This window comes from Hymenobacter jejuensis (assembly GCF_006337165.1).
Classification (GTDB): Bacteria; Bacteroidota; Bacteroidia; order Cytophagales; family Hymenobacteraceae; genus Hymenobacter; species Hymenobacter jejuensis.
The window spans coordinates 2246219-2269662 of sequence record NZ_CP040896.1 but is presented as its reverse complement, the minus strand read 5'-3'; the positions used below and the strand labels follow the sequence as shown (position 1 = coordinate 2269662).

General features: G+C 56.4%; 15 protein-coding genes. 3 read left to right on the top strand and 12 right to left on the bottom strand.

Annotation, left to right across the window (positions count from 1 at the left end; genetic code table 11):
• Positions 1–71 precede the first annotated feature (71 nt).
• Positions 72–614 (top strand): hypothetical protein, encoded by a 543-nt coding sequence (locus tag FHG12_RS09275; protein WP_139515467.1) that lies wholly within the window; start codon positions 72–74, stop codon positions 612–614.
• A 234-nt stretch (positions 615–848) separates the two neighbouring features.
• Positions 849–1205 carry a hypothetical protein gene (locus FHG12_RS09270; protein WP_139515466.1) on the top strand — a complete coding sequence of 119 codons (357 nt, stop codon included), beginning with the start codon at positions 849–851 and terminating at the stop codon, positions 1203–1205.
• 64 nt (positions 1206–1269) lie between these two features.
• Here FHG12_RS09270 and FHG12_RS09265 read toward each other — a convergent pair whose 3' ends face one another.
• Positions 1270–1608 (bottom strand): hypothetical protein, encoded by a 339-nt coding sequence (locus FHG12_RS09265; RefSeq protein ID WP_139515465.1) that lies wholly within the window; start codon positions 1606–1608, stop codon positions 1270–1272.
• Positions 1609–2317: 709 nt separating this feature from the next.
• Between FHG12_RS09265 and FHG12_RS09260 the strand changes: the two genes are divergently transcribed.
• A complete protein-coding gene (locus tag FHG12_RS09260; protein WP_139515464.1) occupies positions 2318–2590 on the top strand; it encodes a hypothetical protein in 273 nt (90 codons plus the stop codon).
• A gap of 45 nt (positions 2591–2635) precedes the next feature.
• Here the strand turns inward: FHG12_RS09260 and FHG12_RS09255 are convergent, their stop codons facing one another.
• From FHG12_RS09255 to FHG12_RS09205, 11 genes are all read right to left on the bottom strand, one after another.
• A complete protein-coding gene (locus FHG12_RS09255) occupies positions 2636–3013 on the bottom strand; it encodes a hypothetical protein (protein ID WP_139515463.1) in 378 nt (125 codons plus the stop codon).
• Positions 3014–3518: 505 nt separating this feature from the next.
• The gene (locus FHG12_RS09250; RefSeq protein ID WP_139515462.1) at positions 3519–4559 is read right to left on the bottom strand and encodes a LacI family DNA-binding transcriptional regulator; all 1041 of its coding nucleotides are present in this window, start codon (positions 4557–4559) and stop codon (positions 3519–3521) included.
• Positions 4560–5011: 452 nt separating this feature from the next.
• Positions 5012–7651, bottom strand: coding sequence for a glycosyl hydrolase 115 family protein (locus FHG12_RS09245; RefSeq protein ID WP_139515461.1), 2640 nt, complete (start codon positions 7649–7651; stop codon positions 5012–5014).
• A gap of 18 nt (positions 7652–7669) precedes the next feature.
• Positions 7670–8797, bottom strand: coding sequence for an endo-1,4-beta-xylanase (locus FHG12_RS09240; protein WP_139515460.1), 1128 nt, complete (start codon positions 8795–8797; stop codon positions 7670–7672).
• Between the two features lie 325 nt (positions 8798–9122).
• Positions 9123–11951, bottom strand: a complete 2829-nt coding sequence (locus FHG12_RS09235; RefSeq protein WP_139515459.1) for a bifunctional transaldolase/phosoglucose isomerase — start codon at positions 11949–11951, stop codon at positions 9123–9125.
• Positions 11952–11980: 29 nt separating this feature from the next.
• Complete coding sequence (gene tkt / locus FHG12_RS09230; RefSeq protein WP_139515458.1) at positions 11981–14029, bottom strand: transketolase; 2049 nt, start codon at positions 14027–14029, stop codon at positions 11981–11983.
• Positions 14030–14195: 166 nt separating this feature from the next.
• Positions 14196–15527, bottom strand: a complete 1332-nt coding sequence (xylA, locus tag FHG12_RS09225) for a xylose isomerase (RefSeq protein WP_139515457.1) — start codon at positions 15525–15527, stop codon at positions 14196–14198.
• Between the two features lie 60 nt (positions 15528–15587).
• Positions 15588–17102: a xylulokinase gene (locus FHG12_RS09220; protein WP_139515456.1), complete on the bottom strand. Its 1515-nt coding sequence runs from the start codon at positions 17100–17102 to the stop codon at positions 15588–15590.
• 454 nt (positions 17103–17556) lie between these two features.
• Entirely contained in the window at positions 17557–19761 is a 2205-nt protein-coding gene (locus FHG12_RS09215; RefSeq protein WP_230471341.1) for a glycoside hydrolase family 3 N-terminal domain-containing protein, read from the bottom strand.
• Between the two features lie 30 nt (positions 19762–19791).
• The gene (locus FHG12_RS09210; protein ID WP_139515455.1) at positions 19792–21780 is read right to left on the bottom strand and encodes a sialate O-acetylesterase; all 1989 of its coding nucleotides are present in this window, start codon (positions 21778–21780) and stop codon (positions 19792–19794) included.
• Between the two features lie 21 nt (positions 21781–21801).
• Positions 21802–23430, bottom strand: coding sequence for a GH35 family beta-galactosidase (locus FHG12_RS09205; RefSeq protein WP_230471340.1), 1629 nt, complete (start codon positions 23428–23430; stop codon positions 21802–21804).
• Between the last annotated feature and the right edge of the window lie 14 nt (positions 23431–23444).

Sequence of the window (23444 nt, the reverse complement as noted above, 5' to 3'; positions counted from 1 at the left end):
TGTGAACAAAACCGACTTTACATCAGGTTTTTTCAGCAACTATGAGTAGTTTTCCACACTATTCTATTCCGATGAAAAATCTAGTTGCACTTCTTGCACTGCTTGCTTTGTCGATGCAGGCGAGCCAAGCGAAAATAGGAAGTGGCCCCCATCCCGCGCAAGGCGCTACGGCTTCGGTGCAGGCCCTCGACCGCAAAAACGGCTTCGGAGATGCAACTTTTGGCGCCGACATCAGCACGTTTCGCAACCTGCGGCCCGAAAGTGCCGATGCCGAAAGCGAAACGCAGTATTACAGCCGCACTACCGATAACCTGCGCATCGGCAACCTCAAACTCACAGGGATCAGCTACGGTTTCTACAAGAACAAGCTGTGCTACATTCAGTTACGGGCGATGGGCGACGAAAATTGCAAAGCCATCCATGATTTGCTTACCAGCCAATACGGCCCTGGCAAACAGCCCAAGCAAACCAAAAATGAATGGTGGCACGGCAAGCAGGTAACCATGCGCTACGCCGAAGTACCCCAAGGATACGCCACTATCTACTTAGCCAGCAACGACTTGATTGACCAACGCATGGCCCAGCAGAAAGTCACGACTTTCCGTTTGGCCTAGCTCTCCGGCGTTTTACAGATTCCCAAAACCATAAGGCCTTGTAAATTGCTAATTTACAAGGCCTTATGGTTTTTTCAATAAAAAGCAAAACCGGAAGTCCGCTTTGCTCCCTACTACGTAGATGAGGGGCTAGCTCCGGCCTCGTACATTTTGCTTTCCAGCGTTATGAAACGCTCCTAGCTAAAATCAAGCAATTGATTTTGCCCCGACCTCTCTATCATTTGTTGCAACTTCATGTTTTCCGTCTGCCACGACGTTCTTCCCGACAGCTATTTGTTGGTGCTCGTACCCGACAAGCGAGCCAACCACGCTGAAGAAATAAGGCGCGCTCTGCACGGCGCCAGCCTGAGCGGGAAGAAGTGCGTTTGGGTGGATTGCAGCCTAGTTGAGATGCTGCCCGACGAGGTCTGCGAAGTGCTGCTGACGTACTTCGATACGTTTCAGGAGCTGAATATTACGATGGTGCTGTGCCATGCCAACGAAGCAGTGCGCCAATATATGCAAGAAAACGGCTCGGGATTCAGCCCGCCCATAGTGCCCTCCTTGCTGGACGCTGCGCTTTATTGCCCCGAATCTGCGGCAGCTTTTTAAGCAGCGAAACCGCTAACGAAAACCACCCGACTTAAAGCCGGGCGGTACGTTAAATGACGGTAATCTATTCTTGGGTCGCGTTCGGATTGAAGGCTTGCCAATCCAACTCCCCTGGTTTGCCGCCCTCCTTTTTGCGCAGGAAGTAGGTTTTGTCATCGTCCTGGCGCTTGCCGAACGTAACCGAGCCCCGGCAATCGAGGCACTTCACGTCGCAGTATTTAAACTTGTTCTGGGCCGTGCGACTGGTCAGCGTGAGGTTGTCGGAACCACATAGGCCACAGGCCAGCACGTCCTGAAAGCTCAATTTTTCGTGTTCCGTCAGGAGTTCATGCAAGTCCGTACCGGTGGCATTGATGTGATAACTTTTACGACCAATTTTCTTGGTCACCATCATTTCTAACATGGCGGGAGAAGAGTTAAAAAGTAAAGGGAAATCGAAATAAAGAGGGTGCGTACCTGCGCAGAATATCCTGCCCGTACGGCGGCCAAGCCAAAGGGATCCGTCTAGTGATTCGGGCTTCCATGTTGGTTAAGCTACAACACAGCTACAAGCAAATACATTGCATAAAAAGTGGTGTTAAGGGCATAAAAGTGGCCTTTTATGCCCTTAATGCATTCTCCTTTCTCGCTTGAGACACTTCTGTTTAGGTAGCTCGTGACTAGGGGCAGGCCACCAAAGGTCGAAAGAAAAATTCATCACGTTTGAGGCCGGGATTTTTATAATTTTTCGCCTTTACAATGCTAAAAACAGAAGGCACAACAAGTCACAGAAACACATTTCCCAGAAGTAAATTTATATTGACAATTTACTGTATATCAATCATTTATAAATATATTCCCATAAACCCAATCCATTGATAAGCAGTCACACAATCAACGACTTACACCTTGTTGGCAGCTTAGATAATGAATAGTATTGCTTTACCCAACGCGCTATGACCTGACAGGGCAATAGAAGCGGAAGGCCCCGTCCACTCTTGACAGTCCCCTATATGGTTGCCACCCCGTCAGCCCCCGTTGCGGCGCCGAGAAGGGCTTATGCTCTTTTCCCGGCCTTAAAAGATAGTTACCTCAAATCCTTGGGGTTCAGCCCTGTGCAGCCCACAAAACCATTGGACGCACTCGCTTTTCCACAACGCTGGGCTTATGTACCCAGTGAAGATGTGCGCTACCGCCATTCCTGCACCGCCGCCGACGGTACGCCTTTGTACGTGTATGCCTGGCTGGAAGAATCAGGCTACATGCTGACCACAACCCAAAACATTCGTTTTCAGGAAGAAATTGTCGTGGAACTGGCTACCAACGACTTTCAGCAGTTGCAGCTACATGTACTCAATTTCTTTGCGCAACACGGCGGGGTAGGCAAAGCATTTGCCGGACAATAATTTAAGAAACCCGTTTCGACTAGCCATTAATAAGCAACTGCATAATCAGGACTGATCCGAACCCCGATGCGTAAACTTATTTCGCAGGGCGGGTCCTTTACGGACGACGGGCGGCATAAAGTCGTGGTCGACGAAATGCTGTTCCGGCACAAATGGCTTGCGTTTTTCCAGCCAGATGCATGCTGAGGCAATGTCATCGAATGTGGCAATGGTGGGACGCGTGACAAAGCGCAGGGCTAGCTCCGTTTCTTCACGAGCACCATATTCGAGCGGGTACACCCACGCCAGAAACTCTAAGCCCGACTTTAGCATGGCATCCAGCCAGTCGGGCCCCCAAGGCGTGGTGTGAGCGTGCGTAATAGTGATGCTCGAATTATCGTTGAGGATTTTCGAACAAGGCTTCGTGCGAAGGCACTGCAGCATCAGCTCACAGGCGATTTGCGAAGATTCTTGGTCGTGTTCCCCCTTCCAGTCGGCGTATATCCAATCGTTAACTTGGTCATATGCGATGGAAATCCCGTTTGTTTCAATAAGGGCATGCAGTTGCATTGGTGAGAAGATGTAGAGCAGAGGCAATAGGACGGTGGCAGGGCAATAGAACGCAGCTAATATAGATGATTGTAATTTCTTGGCATAATATCAATAGCCTGACTAAAAAGACAATACTAGTAAAGTACCATTATTAATACACATAATTATCTATATATCAAATGCTTATTTTATATTATTTTATTAAAATATTATTAATAGCCAACGCATTTTATACTCGCTTCTGCCCTATGTAGGCAAGGCTCTAAATTGAACAATGCCAACGCAGCGCCTTTATCTATTGTTGTGCTTGACAACAGTAAGCACTTGTGTCGGGTTCAACTCTAGGCAACAAGCACTGATTGAACTTTGCCGCTTAGTAAAGCTAACTCTTGTACACTCAATCAATTAACAACGACGAGTGCCGCAGGGTAGAATCCCGGATTTTGAGCTTAGGACTCAGCACTACCCGGCGCGGTATGAAGTGGCCGCTGTGGCTAGCCAGCATCTCCTGCATCATCTGTACGGCCTGCTGGCCCATCTGTTCACCGCACTGATCGACGGAAGTCAGGCGGGGCTCGGTAAACATCGTGAACGCTTCGTTGCTAAAGCCGGCCAACGCAATCTCCTCCGGAATGCGAATACGGTGCTCTTTCAACACTTGCATCGCTTCGACGGCTACTATATCGACGGCGGCGAAGATGGCATCGGGTAAAGGACTCATTTGCAAGAACTTTCTTGTGCCTGCTACCCCCGACTGCTCGGTCATGTCGCAATGGTAAACCAAACTATCGTCGAAGGGCAGTCCAAAATCCCGGAGGGCATCTAAGTAACCTTGAAAGCGATTTTTCCAGACGTTAAGATGCTGTGGACCAGCAAAATGCGCGATTCGGCGGCTCCCTTGTTCAATCAAATGCCTGACTACCTGATACGCCCCCAAGCGGTCATCGACTACGATGGCACTCACGTCAGAACCTTCCAGAATACGATCGAAAAACACCAGCGGGATATTCAACTCCTGAATGCCGGCAAAATGGTCGAGGTTGTGCGTAGTCCGGGCCAGCGACACCAGAAAACCATCAACTTGCGCGTTGAGCAAGGTTTCAAGATTGCGCTTCTCGTGCAGCACGTTCTCATTCGACTGGCAGATCATCACGTTCAGGCCCGCCTTGGTAGCGGCCGTTTCAATGCCGTTGACGACTACCGAAAAAAAGTTGCCGGTGATGTAGGGCACCAGCACGCCCAGCGTATTGCTACGCCCTTTGCGCAAGGCGGCAGCCAAATGATTGGGTCTGTAATTCAGGTCTTTAGCTACCTGCCGTACCCGCGCCTTCGTATCCTCGCTGACGTCGCGGTGATCGGCCAAGGCCCGCGAAATGGTGGAAACCGAAAGGCCCAGAACCTTGGCAATGTCAGTGATGGAGGCGCGGTGGTTTGCCATTTTCAGAATCGAATCACGGGCGTCTGCCTAAGGCAGGGAGCCAGCGCAAACGTTTGAAGTGCTCAAGTTATCTTTTTGAGCTTTACCAAAAACACATCGTTCTCACGAACGTTGAATTTTTCGCTAAAACCGCCGGACCGATGGCCACCGTTTTGCTAATAACTGGCTTGTCTTTGGTAAGTATTTCTAAATCAGGCACTTGCTTAGGCAACAAATAAGCCGGTCGGTGCAGGCGCAAATGTGCCGTATAGGCATTGTTTGAGCCGTAGCCTGTTTGGTACACCTCGCAGCGGTAGTTGCCCTTCGCAGCGTCTTTTATCGTTACCGCGACAGCACCTTGCGGTTGTGCCGGAGAAAAAAGCCGGGTAGTTCGGCTCGTTCCACACTCCGAAATACCGGCTTTCTACTTTTTTCCGGCCTTTACATCACATTGTAATTCAAGCTATTACAAGTTACCGCTTTCCAACGCTGCCCTTCGGCTCGGTTGTGGAAGCCTTGGTACCGGCCGCTTTGGGAAAATTTTCGGGCGGGCCTAGATAGCTTGGTTTCACGCCACCTTGGTCGACTACAAGTTTCTCCAGCACCACGCCGGCATCCACGCGCCAGAACTTCAGCACGTGTTCGCCGGATTTGGCCAACGTGTGCTGCGAGGTGCGCAGGATGATGTTGTCCGCGACCGCCTTTTCCCACGGTCGGTTGCCGTTGTCGGCTACCATACCAGTATGCAGGTTGATAATTTGCGGCGCTTCGTCATCAAACGATACGGCATACCGCAACCCTTGGCCGTTGGTGAAGTCTAGCGTCGGGGCCAGATAAGCCTGCACGGTTACGGGCCCAGCTTGTGCAAGCTTAAGACGGTATTCGAGGTGCGGACTCGTGCCGCTTGGGGCCGCCGTTGGGGCCGCCGTGACCGGGAACGTCGTGACGGCGCCCGCCGTGCGGCCCAAGTCGGGCAGGCGCTGCCAAGTGATGGCACTGGTGTTCACCGCTTGGGTATAGTGCTCTGCCTCAATGGAAACGAACCGATTATTGGCGGTTGGCGCCGAAGTAGAGGGCTCCCTAGCGGCCGTGATTTTGTCTGGTGACAGGGTCACCACAGCCGGCATTTTGTTGGCGGGCTCGTCGTGCCAAGTGGTGTACCCGATGTGCATCTGGTCCATCATGTGGTTCCATTTGCCGCCAAGCAGTGTGTTGTATTGGCGCGAGATGTCCGCGTCCTTTTCAAACAATGCCTTGGCTTTATCGGCAAACCCATTGGCCGTAGAAGATCCGGCTTTAGCGGCCTCGCGATTGCGGGCGACGGTGTAGTACAACTCGTTCAGGTTGGCACAAGCCCGCACCGGGTGCAGCACCAGCTCGAAATAGGCATCCCGGCTGGCGGCGGGTAGCTGCTGGTTGATGGCTTCGGCGCGCGCGAGCAACTGTTGGTACTCGCCTACAACGGTGGCCCACTCGCCAGTAGCCAAGCTGTACGTATCGGCGTCGAGCAATTCGGGCTTGCGGCGGGCGTTGTACTTGGCGTACTTGGCCAGAATATCGGCAATAGCGGCGGCGTGCTTTTCGCCAAACTGCTGGGCGGCCCATTGCCGGGTGTAGGCAGCCACCTGATCCGCCCCGATTTTGTTGGGATCCCAGGCGTAGTCGAGGAAGAAGCTGATCGGTAATTCCATGGGCTTCAGGTCGCCCACGTTCACCACCCAAATTTGCTTGACGCCATATTCATAGGCCAAGTGCATTTGCTCCCAGATGCGCGGCAACGGATTGGTATTGAGCCATTTGTAGTTACGCGGCCCACCCACGTAGTCGAAGTGGTAATAAATGCCGTAGCCGCCGCTCCGGGGTTTGTCGCCGAGCTTGGGCAGCTTGCGGATATTGCCCCAGTTGTCGTCGCAGAGCAGCAGCGTCACGTCGTCGGGCACGCGCATGCCCTTGTCGTAGTAGTCCTGCACCTCTTTGTAGAGCGCCCACATTTGGGGCGTTTGGTCGGCGGGCTTGCCGGTAGTCTCGGCAATGATCTGGCGCTGATCGGCTACGATTTTTTCCAGTAGCGCAATGTTGCTTTCTTGGCTCATGGGCTCGTCACCGTCGCCGCGCATGCCGATGCTCACCACGTTCTCCCGGGTGCCCATGCGCTGCATGCCCCCGCGCCAAAATTCCTGCAAGGCAGCGGCGTTGGTCTGGTAGTTCCAGGCGCCCCCTTTGCCGTAGCGGCGCCACTCGTCGTGGGCCCGCGTGAGTGGCTCGTGGTGCGAGGTGCCCATCACGATGCCATACTCATCGGCCAGCGCCGGGTTTTGCGGGTCGTCGTCGCTGAAAGCATTGCCCCACATGGCCGGCCACAAGTAATTGCCTTTGAGGCGCAAAATCAGCTCGAACATGTGCACGTACATCTTCGAATTGACGCCACCGAATTTCTCCTTGGACCAGCCCGAGAGCGCCGGTGCTTCGTCGTTGATGAAGATGCCGCGGTACTTTACCGCCGGTTCGCCCTGTGTGTGTCGCCCCGCGGTCACGTACAGCGACTTTTGTGGCGGCACCGGCACATCGGCCCACCAATACCACGGCGAAACGCCCATCTGCTGCGACAGGTCATAAATGCCATAGATGGTGCCGCGCTTGTCGCTACCGGCAATTACCAACGCCCGCTCTACACCGGGCAGCGGTTTTTCAACTACCTGATTTACAAATACTTCCCACTTACCCGTCACGCCCGATACGTCAAGCTTTTTGGTGCGGATCAACTGGTCGATCAGTGGGCTTTTGCCGATGGTTCCGATCAGCACCACTTCCTTGCCCGTCGGCGCTTTGTCGGTCGAGAAGGTGGGCGTGAGTTTGGTTACGCGATTCACATCGGCTTGCAAATCCTTCGCGGCCCGCAACACGCCCGGCCAATCGGCGGCGCTGGCGTAGAGCGGCGCCACCTTGCCCGCAGCCGCCAAGGCAAAGCTGCCTTTCTGCTGCTTTGTCGAGACGTATGAAGTGCCATCAACTGCCCAAGCCGACTGCAATGAGCTCACAGTCAAGCACATAACAAAAAGAAAAGGCAGAAGATATGACCGGTGCAACAGCCGGCGGACGCGTAGCAAAACCATGTGGGTGGGGTTCAGAGTTTAGATTTTATCCTTTTTCGCAGCCCTAATCACCGCCTCGAAAGCAGGCTTTGGCTGGTAGCTGCGGTCGAAGAGCAGCGGATAGCTTGTCCGGCCTGTGATGGGCCAATCGTTCAGCCAGGAGTTGGCGTCGGTGACGCCCCAGAGCGTGATGCGGTCGATGACATCGCGGTGCTTGTGGAACAGGGCAAACAGGTCGGCGTAGCGCTGCGTCAGCTTTTGCTGCACCGAATCGGGCAGGCCGGTGGTGTAGACGTTGTATTTCTCGTCGGCGGCGAAGGTGTCGGCGATATCGGCACCCTGTCGTTTGCTGGGGTTGGGCAGCACGTCGATGTCCAGCTCCGTGAAGTTTACGTGCACGCCCAGCTTCGCAAACGCCACGATACTGGCCTCCACTTGCTCGATGGTGGGGCGCGTCAGGCCGTAATGGCCCTGCATGCCGATGGCCGTGACCTTCACGCCTTTGGCCTGCAAGCTTTTAACCAGCTTGATTACGCCTTCGCGCTTTTCGGGGCGATAGAGGCTGTAGTCGTTGTAATAGAGCTCGGCTTTCGGGTCGGCTTTGTGGGCAAACTCGAAGGCTTTGGCCGCGAAATCTTCGCCCAGAATCTCCAGCCATTTGGTTTTGCGCAGGCCACCCTGCTGGTCGTCGATGGCCTCGTTGACTACGTCCCAGCCGTTGATTTTGCCTTTGTAGCGACCCACAACCGTGTTGATGTGCTCTTCGAGGCGCTTGAGCAGCACTTCGCGGCTGGCGGGCTTGCCGGTTTCGTCTTCAAACACCCACTTGGGCGTCTGTTGGTGCCACATCAGCGTGTGGCCCACGATGAACATCTTGTTCTGCTGCCCGAATGCTACGTAATCGTCGGCAGGCTTGAAGTTGTAGGTCGTAGGACCCGGGTGCACTGCCTCCCACTTGAGCAGGTTTTCGGGGCTAATGGTATTGAACTGCTTCTTAATCAGGGCGGTAGCCTGCGGATCGCGGCCACTGATCTGGGCGTTGTTCAGCGCCGCGCCCACGTAGAAATCGCCTTTAAACACATCCTTCAGCGCAGGCTCGGACTTCTGCACAAAGCCTAGACTCAAAGCGGCCATGCAGGCACCGATCAAGGATTTCCTAGAATTCATTTTGGGTAGGTTTAGTCGGGATATTGGGGTGTTGGGTTGTGGAAAAAGGGGCGGGTGAAATCGCGTCGTACTCAACAAATTCAGAACGGTATTCGGAGCATTGCAACCTTAAGTTTTCATCTCATCTAAAACATAAATATTTGATTATCAATTACTTATGTTTTATATAAAAGACAGGTACGAGCACATACCAAGAGGCTTCGTATGCTTTCGATTATGCTCGCACGGCAAGTTGCCACCGCTTATCGCGGCGAAAACAGGTTCTTCCGGCCCTCGGAAAACATCGTCCCAAAGGGCCGGAAGAACACTAGTTTCTACTTAAAATCTACGCCATCTGGGGCGCCTGCAAGGCTGACAAGATCGTTTTGAGTCCCTTCTTGACGTCATGGCCCAAATGCACGTGCAAAGTGCGGCGGTCGTTGCTCTGGAGCGCTTCCAGATCACCCTGAGCCTGAGCGTTTTGGAAGGTCCCGAAGGTGTAGGAACGGCCGGGCAGTGGCAGGTCGGTTACGTTATCGTCGGTGAATTGCAGGAACAAGCCCGTGTTGGGACCGCCCTTGTGGTACTGGCCAGTCGAGTGCAGGAAGCGCGGGCCGTACCCAAACGTAGTAGCCACGTGCAGACGACGTTGCAGCACCGCCCGCAGCTGATCGATGGCCTCGTTGAGCTCCGGCGTTTCCGTCAGATAAGCCTGAATAGACACGTAATCGCCGGGCTTGGCCTGGGCGAAGAAAGCGTCGAGCAGGCCGGCGGCTGTGTCGCCGGTGGAAGTCGTATAGAAATCAACCCCGTTTTCGGAAAGCGCCGCTTGCGGCTGGGGCAGCTTGCCTTCCTGTTCTACCGTTTTCATCAGGCGGTCAGTCGCCGTTTTGGCGGCCTGCACGTTGGGCTGGTCGAAAGGATTGATGCCAAGCACCGCGCCTACCACCGCCGTAGCTACTTCCCAACGGAAAAACTCGGCGCCTAAGTCCAGCGGCTCGTCCATCAAAATGGTGATGACCGGGTGCCCCGCATCGGCCAAAACCTTCAGCTTTTCCAAGTTAGGCGTATCAGGCTCGTTCTTATACCCGATGTACGCAAACACGCGGTCGTCGCCGTACAGGCTCAGATCGGCCAGCGGCTCGCCGGCTACGGGCAGAATGCCTTTGCCTTCTTTGCCTGTGCTTTCGGCCAAAAGCTGCTCCATCCAGAGGCCTAGGTCTTTCAGCGAATCTGGCACCACGAAGGTCAGCTTATCGCGGCCCTTCGTGGCTAACACGCCAAGCGCTACGCCTAGCTCTACGCCGGGGTTTTGGTCAACAGGACCGTACGCACCGCAGGCGCGCATCATCCGGATGGCGCGCTCCAGGAGTTCGCCTACGTTGATGCCCAGCAGGGCGGCCGGCACAAGGCCGAAGTACGTCAGGGCCGAGAAACGACCGCCCACTTCGGGGAAGTTGAGGAAAATGTGTCGGTAGCCTTGCTCCGTGGCCGAAGTCACGAATTTGGAGCCCGGATCGGTGATAGCCACGAAGTTCTCGCCGGCTTTATCGCCTTTCAACTCCTTGAGTTTGGCGTAGAAATAGTCGCCGAACGCCAGCGGCTCGGCCGTCGTGCCCGATTTGCTGGCCACAATGAACAGCGTGTCGGCCAGCGGCACCGACTCTTCGATCTGGCGTACGGTACCGGGGTCGGTCGTGTCCAGAATGGACATGGGCAGACCGTTTTCGCCTTGCTGGAACGACTTGTCGAACACAATCGGGGCCATGGTACTGCCGCCCATGCCCATCACTACCACATGCTTAAAGCCGGCGGCCTTGATGTCGTTGGCAAATTGCTCGAGTGCAGGCACGGCTTCCACCATGGTTTCGGCCACGCGCAGCCAGCCCATAAAGCTGCGAATGCTTTGTTGCGCTTCGGCATCTTGCGTCCACAACGGGGCGTCTTTTTGCCAGAAGCCCTGGGTGAAGTTCTTGTGGTTCAGCTCTTGCAGCTTAGCTTCTATATCTTCCTGATATTGACCAAGTTGCATTGCTGCCGGAATCACTGTTTCGCCAAACGCGATCTGGCGCTTTTTCTCCAACGAGTCCATCAGCTTGGCGAAAGGCTCCGAGAATTTCTGGGCCCCTTCCAGTTCGAGTTGGTTGGTTAGCGCATCTAAGTCTAACCCGAGTTCTGGCAGGCGACGCAGCACTTCCTCCGACTTTTCGAGGTCGTCTTCGAGGCGCACGGCAGGCTTGCCTTTGGCCCGGAAAATATCCAGCGTTTCCACCGGAATGGTATTTACCGTATGCGGCCCGATCAGCGACTCCACGTATTTCAGGTCGTCGTACTTAGGGTTTTTGTTGCCCGTGCTGGCCCACAGCAAACGCTGCGTGTTGGCGCCTTTGGCTTTCAGCGCTTCCCAACGCGGACCCGTAAAGATCTCTTTGTAAATCTGATAGGCTTTCTTGGCACTGGCAATGGCCACTTCGCCCAGCACCGATTTGGCCGTTTCGGCTTTCTCGCCGCCTTCGGCAATGATCTTTTCTATCTTCGGATCAATCAGCACGTCGATGCGGCTGAGGAAGAAGCTAGCGACGGAAGCGATTTTATCGATCGGCTGGCCGGCCTTTACGCGGTCTTCCATGCCGGCGATAAACGCCTCAGCGACAAGCTTATAGCGTTCCAGACCAAAAATCAGCGTTACGTTTACGTTGATGCCTTCCGAGATGAGGCGCCGGATGGCCGGCAGGCCTTCCAACGTGGCCGGCACCTTAATCATCACGTTCGGACGGTCGACGGCTTTCCAGAAGCGCATGCCTTCTTCGATGGTGCCTTCCGTGTCGTTGATCAGGCCGGGGCCTACCTCGAGGCTCACGTAGCCGTCGCCGGAGTTGTCGGTGCTGTCGTAGAGCGGGCGAAACAGATCGCAGGCCTGCTGCACGTCGGCGATGGCCAAGGAGGTGTAAATCTCTTCGGTCGTCTTGTTTTGCAGGGCCAGCGAGCGAATCGCAGCGTCGTAGTCGTCGCTACCGCCAATGGCTTTCTCAAAAATGGCGGGGTTAGAAGTTACCCCCCGCAACGAGTCTTCGCGGATGAGCTTCTGTAACTCGCCGTTAATGAGGATTTTACGACGGATAAAGTCCAGCCAAATGCTTTGGTCGAACTGGCGGATTTCAACTAGTGGGTTCATAGGAGTGCGGTTGATGTCGAAGCCGAAAGTTAGGAAAGTACCTCTTTGGGCTCGATACCCACGGCTTTATCTTGCAACAAAGCTTTTGCCTTTTGCAGCACGTTTTCGACCGTAAAGCCGAAAAACTCCATTACTTCCTCGCCCGGACCCGACGCGCCGAAGCTGTTCATGCCAATCACGGTGCCTTCGTCGGTGACGTATTTGTGCCACCCGATCGGGGAGCCCGCCTCGATGGAAATGCGCTTGCGCACCGAGGGCGGCAGCACTTGGTGGCGATACGCTTCGTCTTGCTGCTCAAACAGTTCCCACGACGGCATGCTTACCACGCGCACCTGCGTACCTTCTTTCGTCAGTTCGGCTTGGGCTTTCATGGCCAGCGAAACTTCCGAGCCCGTCGCGATCAGAATCAGCTGTGGGGTTTCGGCCGAGTCGCTCAGGATGTACGCGCCTTTGGCGACGCCTTCGCGCGCCGAACCGTATTTCGACTGGTCGAGCGTAGGGAGCTTTTGCCGCGACAAAATCAGCACAACCGGCGACTTGGGCTTGGTCAAGGCGAGGCGCCACGACTCCACGGTTTCGTTGGCGTCGGCGGGGCGCAGTACGATGATGTTTGGGATGGTGCGCAGCGCAACTACCTGCTCGACAGGTTGGTGAGTCGGGCCGTCTTCGCCCAAGCCAATGCTGTCGTGGGTAAACACGAACGTCGCCGACGATTCGGCCAGCGCCGTTAGGCGGATGGCGCCGCGCATGTAGTCGGAGAAGGTAAGGAACGTGCCGCCGTAGGGGCGCACGCCGCCGTGGTGGGCCATCCCGTTCATGGCGCCGCCCATGGCGTGCTCACGGACGCCAAACCAGATATTGGGGTTGTCATAGTGCCCCGGCTGGAAGCTGATGTCGCCGCTGGTGGGCATTTCGTTGGAGCTGGCCAAGTCGGCCGAGCCGCCGAACAGAAACGGTACGCTTTTCTTCAAGGCAGTCAGCGCTTTCCCCGAGGCTTGGCGGGTAGCCATATCGCCGTCGGCGGGCGTAAACACGGGTAAGTCGGCGTCCCAGTTGTTGGGCAGATCGCCGGCGAAGGAAACGCGGAACAGTTCGCCTTCGGCCGCGAACTCCTGGCTGTAGGCTTCAAATTTCTGGTTCCATTCATCCTGAAGGCGGGCGCCCTGCTGGCCGGCTTCGGCCAAGTGCGTGCGCACTTCGTCGGGCACTACAAAGCTTTGCTCGGGATCGAATCCGAAGAAGGCTTTGGCTCTTTTCAGATTTTCTACGCCCAGCGGCGAGCCGTGCACTTTGCTTGTGCCTTCGCCCGGGCTGCCGTAGCCGATGATGGTTTTGACGGAAATAATCGAAGGACGGCCGGTTTCGGCCTGCGCTGCTTTGATGGCCTGCTCGATGCCGTCGAGGTCGTTGCCGTCCTGCACGCGCTGGGTGTGCCAGCCGTAGGCTTCGAAGCGGGCCAAAGCATCTTCGGTATAGGCCAACCGGGTGGGCCCGTCGAGCGAGATGTCGTTGTCGTCGTAGAGATAAATGAGCTTGCCCAAACGCAGGTGACCGGCCAGCGAGGCGGCTTCCGACGCGATGCCTTCCATCAGGTCGCCGTCGCTGACGATGGCGTAGGTGTAGTGGTCGACAACTTCGTGGCCGGGTTTGTTATACACCGCCGCCAAGTGAGCTTCGGCCATGGCCATGCCCACGCCGTTGGCGAAGCCTTGTCCCAGCGGACCGGTAGTTACCTCAATGCCCGGCGTCAGGTTCGACTCCGGGTGGCCGGGCGTTTTGGAGTGGAGCTGCCGAAATGCTTTCACGTCGTCTAGCGACAGGTCGTAGCCGTAGAGGTGCAACAAGCTGTAGAGCAGCGCCGAGCCGTGTCCGGCCGAAAGAACAAAGCGGTCGCGGTTGGGCCACTTTGGGTCTTGCGGGTTGAAGCGCAGAATGCGCGACCACAACACATAGGCCATGGGGGCAGCCCCCAGCGGCAAGCCAGGATGGCCGGAGTTGGCAGCCTGCACCATGTCCACCGACAGCAGCCGGATCGTGTTTACGCTTAGTTCGTCCAAAGACACTTGCTTGTCAGTCATAGCTCAGAAACAGAAGGGGGTGAAAAAATACATGGTGGGCGGCACCCACGCGCGGCAATTATCAGAAGGCAGTCAAATGCTTATTTTCTATCTATTTGATAGCCAATAAGATATGTAATTGCTTCAGATTTGCAGTCGCGCGGGTACCAACCCACAAGTACGGAGCTTAGATGTACTGGTTGATAATGCTTTCCAGCCACTCCTGTTTTCCACTCTTTTGCTCGGGCTCGCCGTGGCCGAGTGCGAACGTGCGCAAGTCTTCCAATGTGAGCTGGCCCTTCTCGAAAGCCGCGCCCTGGCCGGAGTCAAACGAAGCGTAGCGCTCTTGGCGGAACTTCTTGTAAGGCGATTTTTGCAAAATGTTGTCGGCTACCACCAAAGCGCGGGCAAACGTGTCCATGCCCGCGATGTGGGCGATGAAAATGTCCTCCAAATCCGTCGAGTTGCGGCGCGTTTTGGCGTCGAAGTTGATGCCGCCGGGCGAGATGCCGCCGTGCTCCAAGATGATGAGCATCGACTCGGTCAGCTCGTTGATGTTGTTGGGAAACTGGTCGGTGTCCCAGCCGTTTTGGTAGTCGCCGCGGTTGGCGTCCATCGAGCCGAGCATGTTGGCGTCGGCCGCTACTTGCAGCTCGTGCTGGAAGGTATGGCCGGCCAACGTGGCGTGGTTTACTTCCAGGTTCAGCATGAAGTCGTTGTCCAGGCCGTGCTCCTTAAGGAAGCCGATCACGGTCGCCGCGTCGAAGTCGTACTGGTGCTTGGTCGGCTCGGCTGGCTTGGGCTCGATGAAGAACTTGCCGGTGAACCCCTGCTTGCGGGCGTAGTCGCGGGCCATGGTCAGGAAGCGGCCCATGTGCTCCTGCTCGCGCTTCATGTTGGTGTTGAGCAGCGTCATGTAGCCTTCGCGGCCACCCCAGAACACGTAGTTTTCGCCGTTCAGAGCAATGGTTGCGTCCAGCGCATTTTTAACCTGCGTGCCGGCGAAGGCCAAGGCCGCAAACTCGGGGTTGGTGCTGGCGCCGTTCATGTAGCGCGGGTTCGAAAACACGTTGGCCGTGCCCCACAGCAGCTTGATGCCGCTTTCGGCCTGGTGCTCCTTGGCGTAATCGACGATGGTGGCTAGGTTGCGCTCGTACTCTTGCAGCGACGCGCCTTCGTCGACCAAGTCGATGTCGTGGAAGCAGTAATACGGCGCCCCGATCTTGGTGAAAAACTCAAAGGCGGCGTCCATTTTGTCTTTGGCGCGCCCAATGATTTCGCCCTGGGCATCCCACGGAAAGTGCTTGGTGCCGGGGCCGAAGGGGTCGCCGCCAGTGCCGGTGAAGGTGTGCCAGTACGAGATGGCGAAGCGCAGGTGCTCCTTCATCGTTTTGCCGGCGATCAGTTTGTTTTCGTCGTACCATTTGAACGCCAGCGGGTTATCCGACTCGCGGCCTTCAAACCGGACTTTGTCGATGCCTTTAAAAAACTCCGTTCTGCTTAGGGTGAGGGTTGACATACGGTTGTGGGTTAATATGTAAATCTTTGACAATCAATTACTTGCAAAAACACGCCTGCTTTAGTTGAAAAGGGGCGTTTTGCGCTCTTCCAGCTCCAGCTTTTGGTGCAGCGTGTTCAGCCAGCGGGCGTAGGCTGCTTGGTATTGCTGTTGCGCCGCAGCAGTGGGCTCCACGGTCAGTATTTTTTCCAGTCCAACGAAGGCTTCGTCGGGGGAGTGGTAGATGCCCACGCCCACGCCAGCCCCGCGCGCCGCGCCCTGCGAGGCGTCGGTGTTGTAGAGTTCTAGTTCTACGTTGCCGCTGTTTACAAAGGCATCCCGAAACACCGGACTTAGAAACATATTGGCGTTGCCGGCCCGCACTTTGCGCACCTGCACCCCCGACTCGCGCATGATGTCCATGCCGTAGTTGAGGGCAAACACGATTCCTTCCTGCGCCGCCCGCAGCACATGGGCCTGTGCATGAATATTAAAGCTCAAGCCCGAAAGCTGAGCGTCGGTGGGGCGGTTTTCAAGGATGCGCTCGGCGCCGTTGCCAAACGGCAGAAACACCAAGCCTTCGGAGCCAATCGAGGCTTGCGCGGCCAGCTGATTCATTTGGTCGTAAGGCATTTCGCCTACCAGCTTGCGCAGCCAACTGTTCAGGATGCCCGTACCGTTGACGCACAGCAAAACCCCATTTTTAGGCTTAGTGGCGGTGTTGTTGACGTGCACAAACGTGTTAACCCGCGACTTAGAATCGGCGGTCATCGTTTCGTTGATGCCGTAGACCACACCCGACGTGCCCGCCGTGGCAGCAATCTCGCCCGCTTGTAACACATTGAGTGAGAAGGCGTTATTGGGCTGATCGCCGGCGCGGTAGCTGATGGGCGTGCCCGCGTGCAGCCCCAACTCCGTGGCCGCGGCCTGCGTAAGCTGGCCCTGCACCGAGAACGTATCGACTATTTCCGGCAGCAAATCTTGACTAATACCGTAGTAGTCAAGCAGTTCCTCCGCGATGCGCTGCTCCTTGAAATTCCAGAACACACCTTCCGACAAGCCCGAAACCGTGGTTTGGAGGTTGCCGGTTAGTTGAAAAGCGATGTAGTCGCCGGGAAGCTGGATTTTGTGAATCTGCTCGAAGACTTCGGGCTCGTTGTCCTTCACCCACTTCAGTTTGGAAGCCGTGAAGTTGCCGGGTGAGTTGAGAAAATTACTCAGGCAAAACCCTTCGCCCAAATCCGCAAAAGCCTGATTGCCAATGTCCACGGCGCGGCTGTCGCACCAAATGATGGCGTCGCGCAATACTTTCCCCTCGCGGTCGATGAGCACGAGGCCGTGCATTTGGTAAGTAATGCCAATGCCAGCCACCAGCGAAGCATCGAAGCCGTACGATTCCTTGAGCTTGTGCGTCGCGTTGATGATTTCCTGCCACCACCGCTCGGGGCGCTGTTCGGCCCAACCGGCAGTGACGGCGGTAATCTCCATTTCTTGCTTGGGCGAGGTAGCCGCGGCCACGCACTTGCCCGTGTCGATGCGGAGCAAGGAAGCTTTTACCGATGAACTCCCAATGTCGTACCCTAAGAGGTATTTCATGTTGTTACTGATTCAGAAAAGCGCTGACAAAAATGGATAAATAACGGAATCCCGCAATCGTTTCTAAAACGGGAAAGTACAATTTTATGTTCTTTGGTGCCGCCCGTTTGCCTTATGAGTTGACAAAGCAATAGCCGAGATTTACGACCAACTTGCCATCGAATATACTACAACAAAAACGATCGGCGTCAACACCGAAGGGCCTCTAGAAGGCTAATTTGCAAACAAAAAGATCGAAACCGATTCCGGAAACGGTTTCGATAGGTAGTTTTTACAGGATCAGGAATGAAAATATTTTCCCAGAATATCTTCAAATAATCAAATGGCGAGCTGCAGTAAAGCTAACGGTTCAGCTAAGTATCCCCGCGAATAATTCAATTCGCAGAAAAGGCCAGCCAATGGACTTCATTTCCTTCTACAGTGGGTAGTGAATCTTATGCATTATGGAAAGATCTTACTTGGCCGCCAAGGTGGCCATAGCGGCTTTGGCAGCGCCAAGCTCCTGACTGCGCTGTGAGGGCAAGGAGCCTGCTACCCAGACTTTTACCGGGCCAGTAGGTGCCACCGCCAAGCCTTTTTCATTGATCAGAGCCAGCATATCGGGAGTGAGCGTAAACCGGACGGTAGTGCTGGCGCCAGGCTGGAGACTCACACGCTTGAAGCTTTTCAGCGAGTACAAAGGCGTCTGGCTGCCTTTGCGGGCCGTATGAGTCAGGTAGAGCTGCACCACTTCTTCACCCGCCATCGTGCCGGTGTTTTTTACAGTGGCCTCTACCTCAACTGGCTTACCCTTAGCGAGTTTCTTGCTGGACAGCTTTATGCCACCGTATTCAAATTTGGCGTAGCTCAGCCCGTAGCCAAACGGGTAGAGTGGCTCGGCGTCCATGTAGCGGTAGGTGCGGCCTTTCATGCCGTAGCTTTCGTAGGCCGGCAACTGATCCAAGGATTTCGGGAAGGTCACGGGTAGTTTGCCCGAAGGCGAGGCTTTCCCGAAGATGATATCTGCAACGGCACTGCCCCCTTCTTCGCCGGGGTACCACGTCAGCAGCACCGCGTCGCAGAGTTCGTGTACTTCGGCCAGGTTCATGGGGCTGCCTCCCGTCACGACGGCGATGAGGGGGTGCTTGTTGTCTTTGCGGAGCTTTTTCAGAAAGTCGATCTGGTTTTGGGGCAGGTTGTAGTCGAGGCGGTCGCCGGCATGCGACGAGGCAATCGACTCTCCCTCCTCGCCTTCCAGCAAGCCCGTGATGCCCATCACCACGATGGTAGCATCGGTAAGCTTGGCTTCGCCGGTGGTCCAGTCGATGGGATTTACGTTGGGCCGGTCCAGCAGCATACCTTGCTTGTATTCGATTTGGCTGCCCGGTCGCACGCCGGCCACCAAGCCTTCCAGAATCGTGGTCATCTGGCCATTGACGCCGTAATAATTACCCAACAAGGCATCAACGCTGGTGGCGTTGGGGCCGGTCACGAAGTACTTACCCAAATCATTGCGTAGCGGCAGCACGCCGTTGTTTTTGAGCAACACCACCGACTTAAGTGCCACTTCCTTAGCTAGTTGCCGGTGTTCGGCGCTGTTGATAACGGACGTCGGAATCTGGTCGTAAGGCGTCATGCCTTTGGGGTCAAACAGCCCCAGCTTGAAGCGGGTGCGCAGCAGCACGGCCAGCGAGCTGTCGAGCTGCGCTTCCTTCAACATGCCCTGCTTCACGGCTCCCGTCAACTCGGTGTAGGTGTCGCCGCAGTTGAGGTTGACGCCCCGCTGCAAGGCCAGCACCGCGGCTTCGGTCTTGGTTTTCACCACTTTGTGGCCCTGGTACAGATCATCCAGCGCGCCGCAATCCGAGACGACGTGGCCGCGGAAGCCCCACTCTTTGCGCAGCACATCCTGAAGCAGGAAGGTATTGCCGCAGCAGGGCTCGCCGTTGGTACTGTTGTAGGCGCACATCACGGCCTCCACTTTCGCATTCACCAGCGCGTGAAAGGCGGGCAGGTAGGTTTCGCGCAGGTCCTGGGGGCTAGCTTCGGCGTTAAACTCGTGGCGCAGCTTCTCGGGGCCGCTGTGCACGGCGTAGTGCTTGGCGCAGGCGGCCACTTTCAGATACTTGGGGTCGTTACCCTGCAAGCCTTTCACGAAGGCCACGCCCATGCGCGAAGTCAGGTAGGGGTCTTCGCCGTAGGTTTCCTGGCCGCGGCCCCAGCGCGGGTCGCGGAAGATGTTGATGTTGGGCGTCCAGAACGTGAGACCTCCGTACTTGACGTAGTGATTTTGGGCGATGGCCGCGTTGTACATGGCGCGGGCTTCGTCGGAAATTGCGGTGGCCTCGCGCTGCGCCAAGTCGTCGTCGAAGGTGGCGGCCAGGCCAATAGCTTGCGGAAACACCGTGGCCGGCCCAGAACGGCCGACGCCGTGTAGAGCCTCGTTCCACCAGCTGTAGGCCGGAATGTTCAGCCGTTGCACGGGCGCGCTCTGGTCCAGCATTTGGGCCACTTTTTCCTCCAGCGTGAGCTTGGAAATCAGATCGTTGACGCGGGCATTCAGCGGCTGCGCCGGATCGAGATATACTGCTTTCTGTTGGGCCTGTAGCTGCTGCATGCCCAGCGCCGCTACCGCCACTGAGAGAAGCAGGCTGCTCTTGATTTTCCTTCCTCCTTGCATAATCATCAGATTTACAAATCGTTATGAAACCTACTTTGCAGTCGTAAAAGGAGAAGCTGGCAGGCCCTCTTTGTTATAGAGGTTGGCTCCTTCCGGGTTGTCGGCCCAAGCGTAGCGCACGGTCACCGGCGTAGCAACTTGCTCGCTCCAGACGACCACCTTGTTGCCTTCGATGCGGGCGTTGGCCCACACAAATTTGTTGTCGGCGCCGGCTACGGCAAATCGCTTTAGCGGTCCGCCGCCTTTGGCCACCAGCCCGCTGCCGGTGTTCGTGAACGTGAGCGTAGCCTTATTGCCGGCCACCTGCATGCTCTGGTACAACGGACCCGAAGACACAATTTTGCTCTCGCCGTAGGCTACTTTCTCGGCGGCCAAAGCCAGCCGCTTGGCCACGTCTTCTTTGGCAAGGGGGTGAATATCATTCCATTCCCCCAAGTCGATGTTGACCGACATGGCGGTGTTCGGCACGGCCAACGTGCGGCGCTGCGACTCGCGCAGTCGGGCCCATTCGCTTTCGCTGGGCTGCTCTTTGACGGCCATAAAATTGGGGAGTTGCGCATAGATAAACGGCAGTTTGGGTTGCTTCCAGTGCGTGCGCCAGTCGGCAATAAGAGCCGTGAGCAACTGCTGGTATTCTTCGGGCTTGCTGGTGTTGGATTCGCCCTGGTACCACAATATGCCTTTAATCGAGTAAGGCAGCAACGGCGCAATCATGCCATTGAACAGGCCGCCGGGCTGGTACTGAAAAGTGGTGGAGCCCGGTGCGGGTTGGGCCGTCGCGCCGAGCTTATACTGCCAATCGCCGCGTAGATCCAGGGTCTGGCCGTCGGCCGTGAGGCGGTATTGTTTGTCGAGCGTAAAGCCGCCTTTGCCCGAGTTGTTGATGACGCGCACCACAATCAGGTTGCGGCCGGGCTTGAGCAAGGTGGCCGGCAGGTCGTACTTGCGCGGCGGGTACTGGTAGCCGGTGGTGCCGGCAAACTGCCCGTTGATGTACACCGAATCGCTGTCCACGATGGTGCCCAGCTCCAGGCGGGCGGGCTTGCCCACCATGCTGGCCGGCACCTCTACTTCTTTGCGAAACCACACCACGCCGTTCACGGGCCCTAAGCCTTGGTCGGCCCAGTAACCGGGAATCTTCATCGTTTTCCAGTCTGCGGCGTTGTAAGATGTTGCGTACCAGGGCGTTGTGCCCTTCCCCTCACCTTGATCCTGTTGCCGCAAGTTGGTGTACCACATGCGGGAAGCGGCCTGATCCTGCGCAATCGTGCGGGCTACGTAGGTGCTGTCTTTTACTTTTTCGGCCGCCTGCTGGTAAGCTGGGAACGCCTTCAGAGCATCGGCGCTCAACCAGGCTTCGGCCGGTGAGCCACCCACCGCCGATTTGATGATGCCGATGGGAACGTGGTATTTCTCGAACAACGTTTTGGCGAAGAAATAGCCCACGGCGCTGAAGGCCAGCACATTCTGGGGCGTGGTCGTTACCCACCGGCCGCCGGCCAGGTCGGCTTTCGGGCCGTTGAAGGCATAGCGCAGATCCACATTGAACTGCCGAATCATGGGGTTGTTCGCCTGGGCAACGGCATCGGGGTACCGGTCGCGCACCCTCGACATGGGCGTTTCCATGTTCGATTGACCCGAGCACACCCACACATTACCCACCAGTATATCTTTGATAATCAAATGATTACTGGCATCAAGGTTCATTTCGTACGGGCCGCCTGCTTTCAGGGCGGGCAAGGCAATGGTCCATTTGCCGTCGTGGCCGGTGGTGGCGCGGTAGGTTTGGCCGCTGAACTTCACGGTAACGGCCTCGCCGGCCGCCGCCCAACCCCAGATGTTCACTTTGGCGTCGCGCTGCAAAATCATGCCGTCGCTGATCAACTTAGGCAAGCGTATTTGCGCTGCGGCCTGCGGCGAGGGCAGCAACAGGCTACAAGTTGTGGCGAGCAAGAGCAAGCCCGTATGCCGTAAGAAGTAGCCCGTAGTGGTTGGCTCTTTGGTGCCTTTGTAATCCATAAATAACTCTGTGTTAGCGCGTTAATAGGTATAGAGTTTAACCCGCTGAATGCTGTATTCGTCGCCTGGCACCCGCACGTGGCGCCCCTGGTGGTCCTGGTCGCCGTTCATGCGGCGGCCGTCTATCCATTTTTCTCCTTCAAAATGGCCTTCGTCGACGCTGACATAGCCCGCGCGCTTGCCTTTGGCCGTTGGCTCGCAGGTAAGGACGATGCCCGTCCCGACCACGTAAAATTCGTCGGGTGCTACGGCGATGATCAGGCCACCACCCGGCGTCCACTCGGCCTTTTTCGCGCCCAACGACCAGCCCAGCGTGTACTCGTGCTTGGCCGTGAAGCGGTAGTCGCCGAGCGTGGCGGTGCGGGCGGCTGAGTCCTTTTCCACCAGAAAGCCGCGCACCTGGTTTTGCGGCTGGTGCTTGCCCAGCAGAAAGCTCACTTGCTGCAACAGCTCGTAGGCTTTGCTGATGGGCGCGCCTTTCAGCGTGTCGCTGCCTTCAATGGCGAAAGGCGAAAACGAGAGGCAGTTGTAGTTGCCGAAGGCGAAGAAAGCTTTGGCCGCCACGCCGTCCTCGAAGCGATGCTCGGGGATGAACAGCGGGTTGCCGCCGCGCGTGTACAGGTCGCACCAGTGCTCAAAGTTGGGATTGTAGAAGTCGGGGGCCAGGATGTCGATATCGGGGGCGCCGGCTAGCCAGATGTCCATTAGGTGCGGCAATGGGCCGGCGCTGGGGTATTTGCCCGGCACTACGCCTGGTCGGTTCAGGGCGGCGTTCACGTACATCGGCAACGGGTAAGCGGCTTTGCCGGCAGCGGCCACCGCATTGGTATAGGTGGCGAAGTACCAGGCCATGAACATCTCGTCGGTCGCCAGGCTTTTGCCGAATACTTCTTCCCAGGTGCCTTTGGTTTTGGCGCCCTGGCGCTGCCAGATAGCCGCAAATTCCGGCTTCAGGGTCTTGCGCTCGCGCTGCAAATAGGTGAGCAATTGGGCGGGCACCGGCTGCTTGAAGGCAGCATTGGCGCGGGCGTCGTAGCTGCGGGCTGTGGGCAACATGCCGATCTCGTTTTCCACCTGCACCGTCACGACGGTATGCTGCTTGCCGTCCACCTCTTTCAAATGCTGCATAAGCTGCACGAAGGCCTTGCGGTCGGCTTCGAGGTTGCGCGGCTCGAAGGGCGTCATGATTTCCTGGGGCACGCCCTTGTCGTCTTCCACCCGCGGAAAGCGCTTCAGATCGGTTTTCACCCAGGCCGGGGCGTAGCACGACATGCTGTTTTTCCAGGCCCCGAACCACAGCAGCACCAGCTTCATCTGGTTTTTGCGGGCGTCGCGCAGCAGGTCGTCCACCAGTGTAAAGTCAAACTTGCCTTCCGTGGGCTCCATCAGCTCCCAATACACCGGCGCAATGACCGTGTTCAGGTTCATGGCCTTCAGCTTGGGCCAGAAGAGCTGCATGTAGGCCGTGTTGGAAGCCGTGGAGTTGCCAAGCTCCCCACCCAACACAAAGAAGGGCTTGTTGTCGACCAGCAGTTGGGTGCTTTGCCCGGTTTTGACAAGGCGGGGCATGCCGTTAGTGGCATTCGATTGTGCTTTCGCCGTAACTAGGCTCACACAAAACAGCCACACCAACATATATTTGTATTTCATTGATATACAATGAC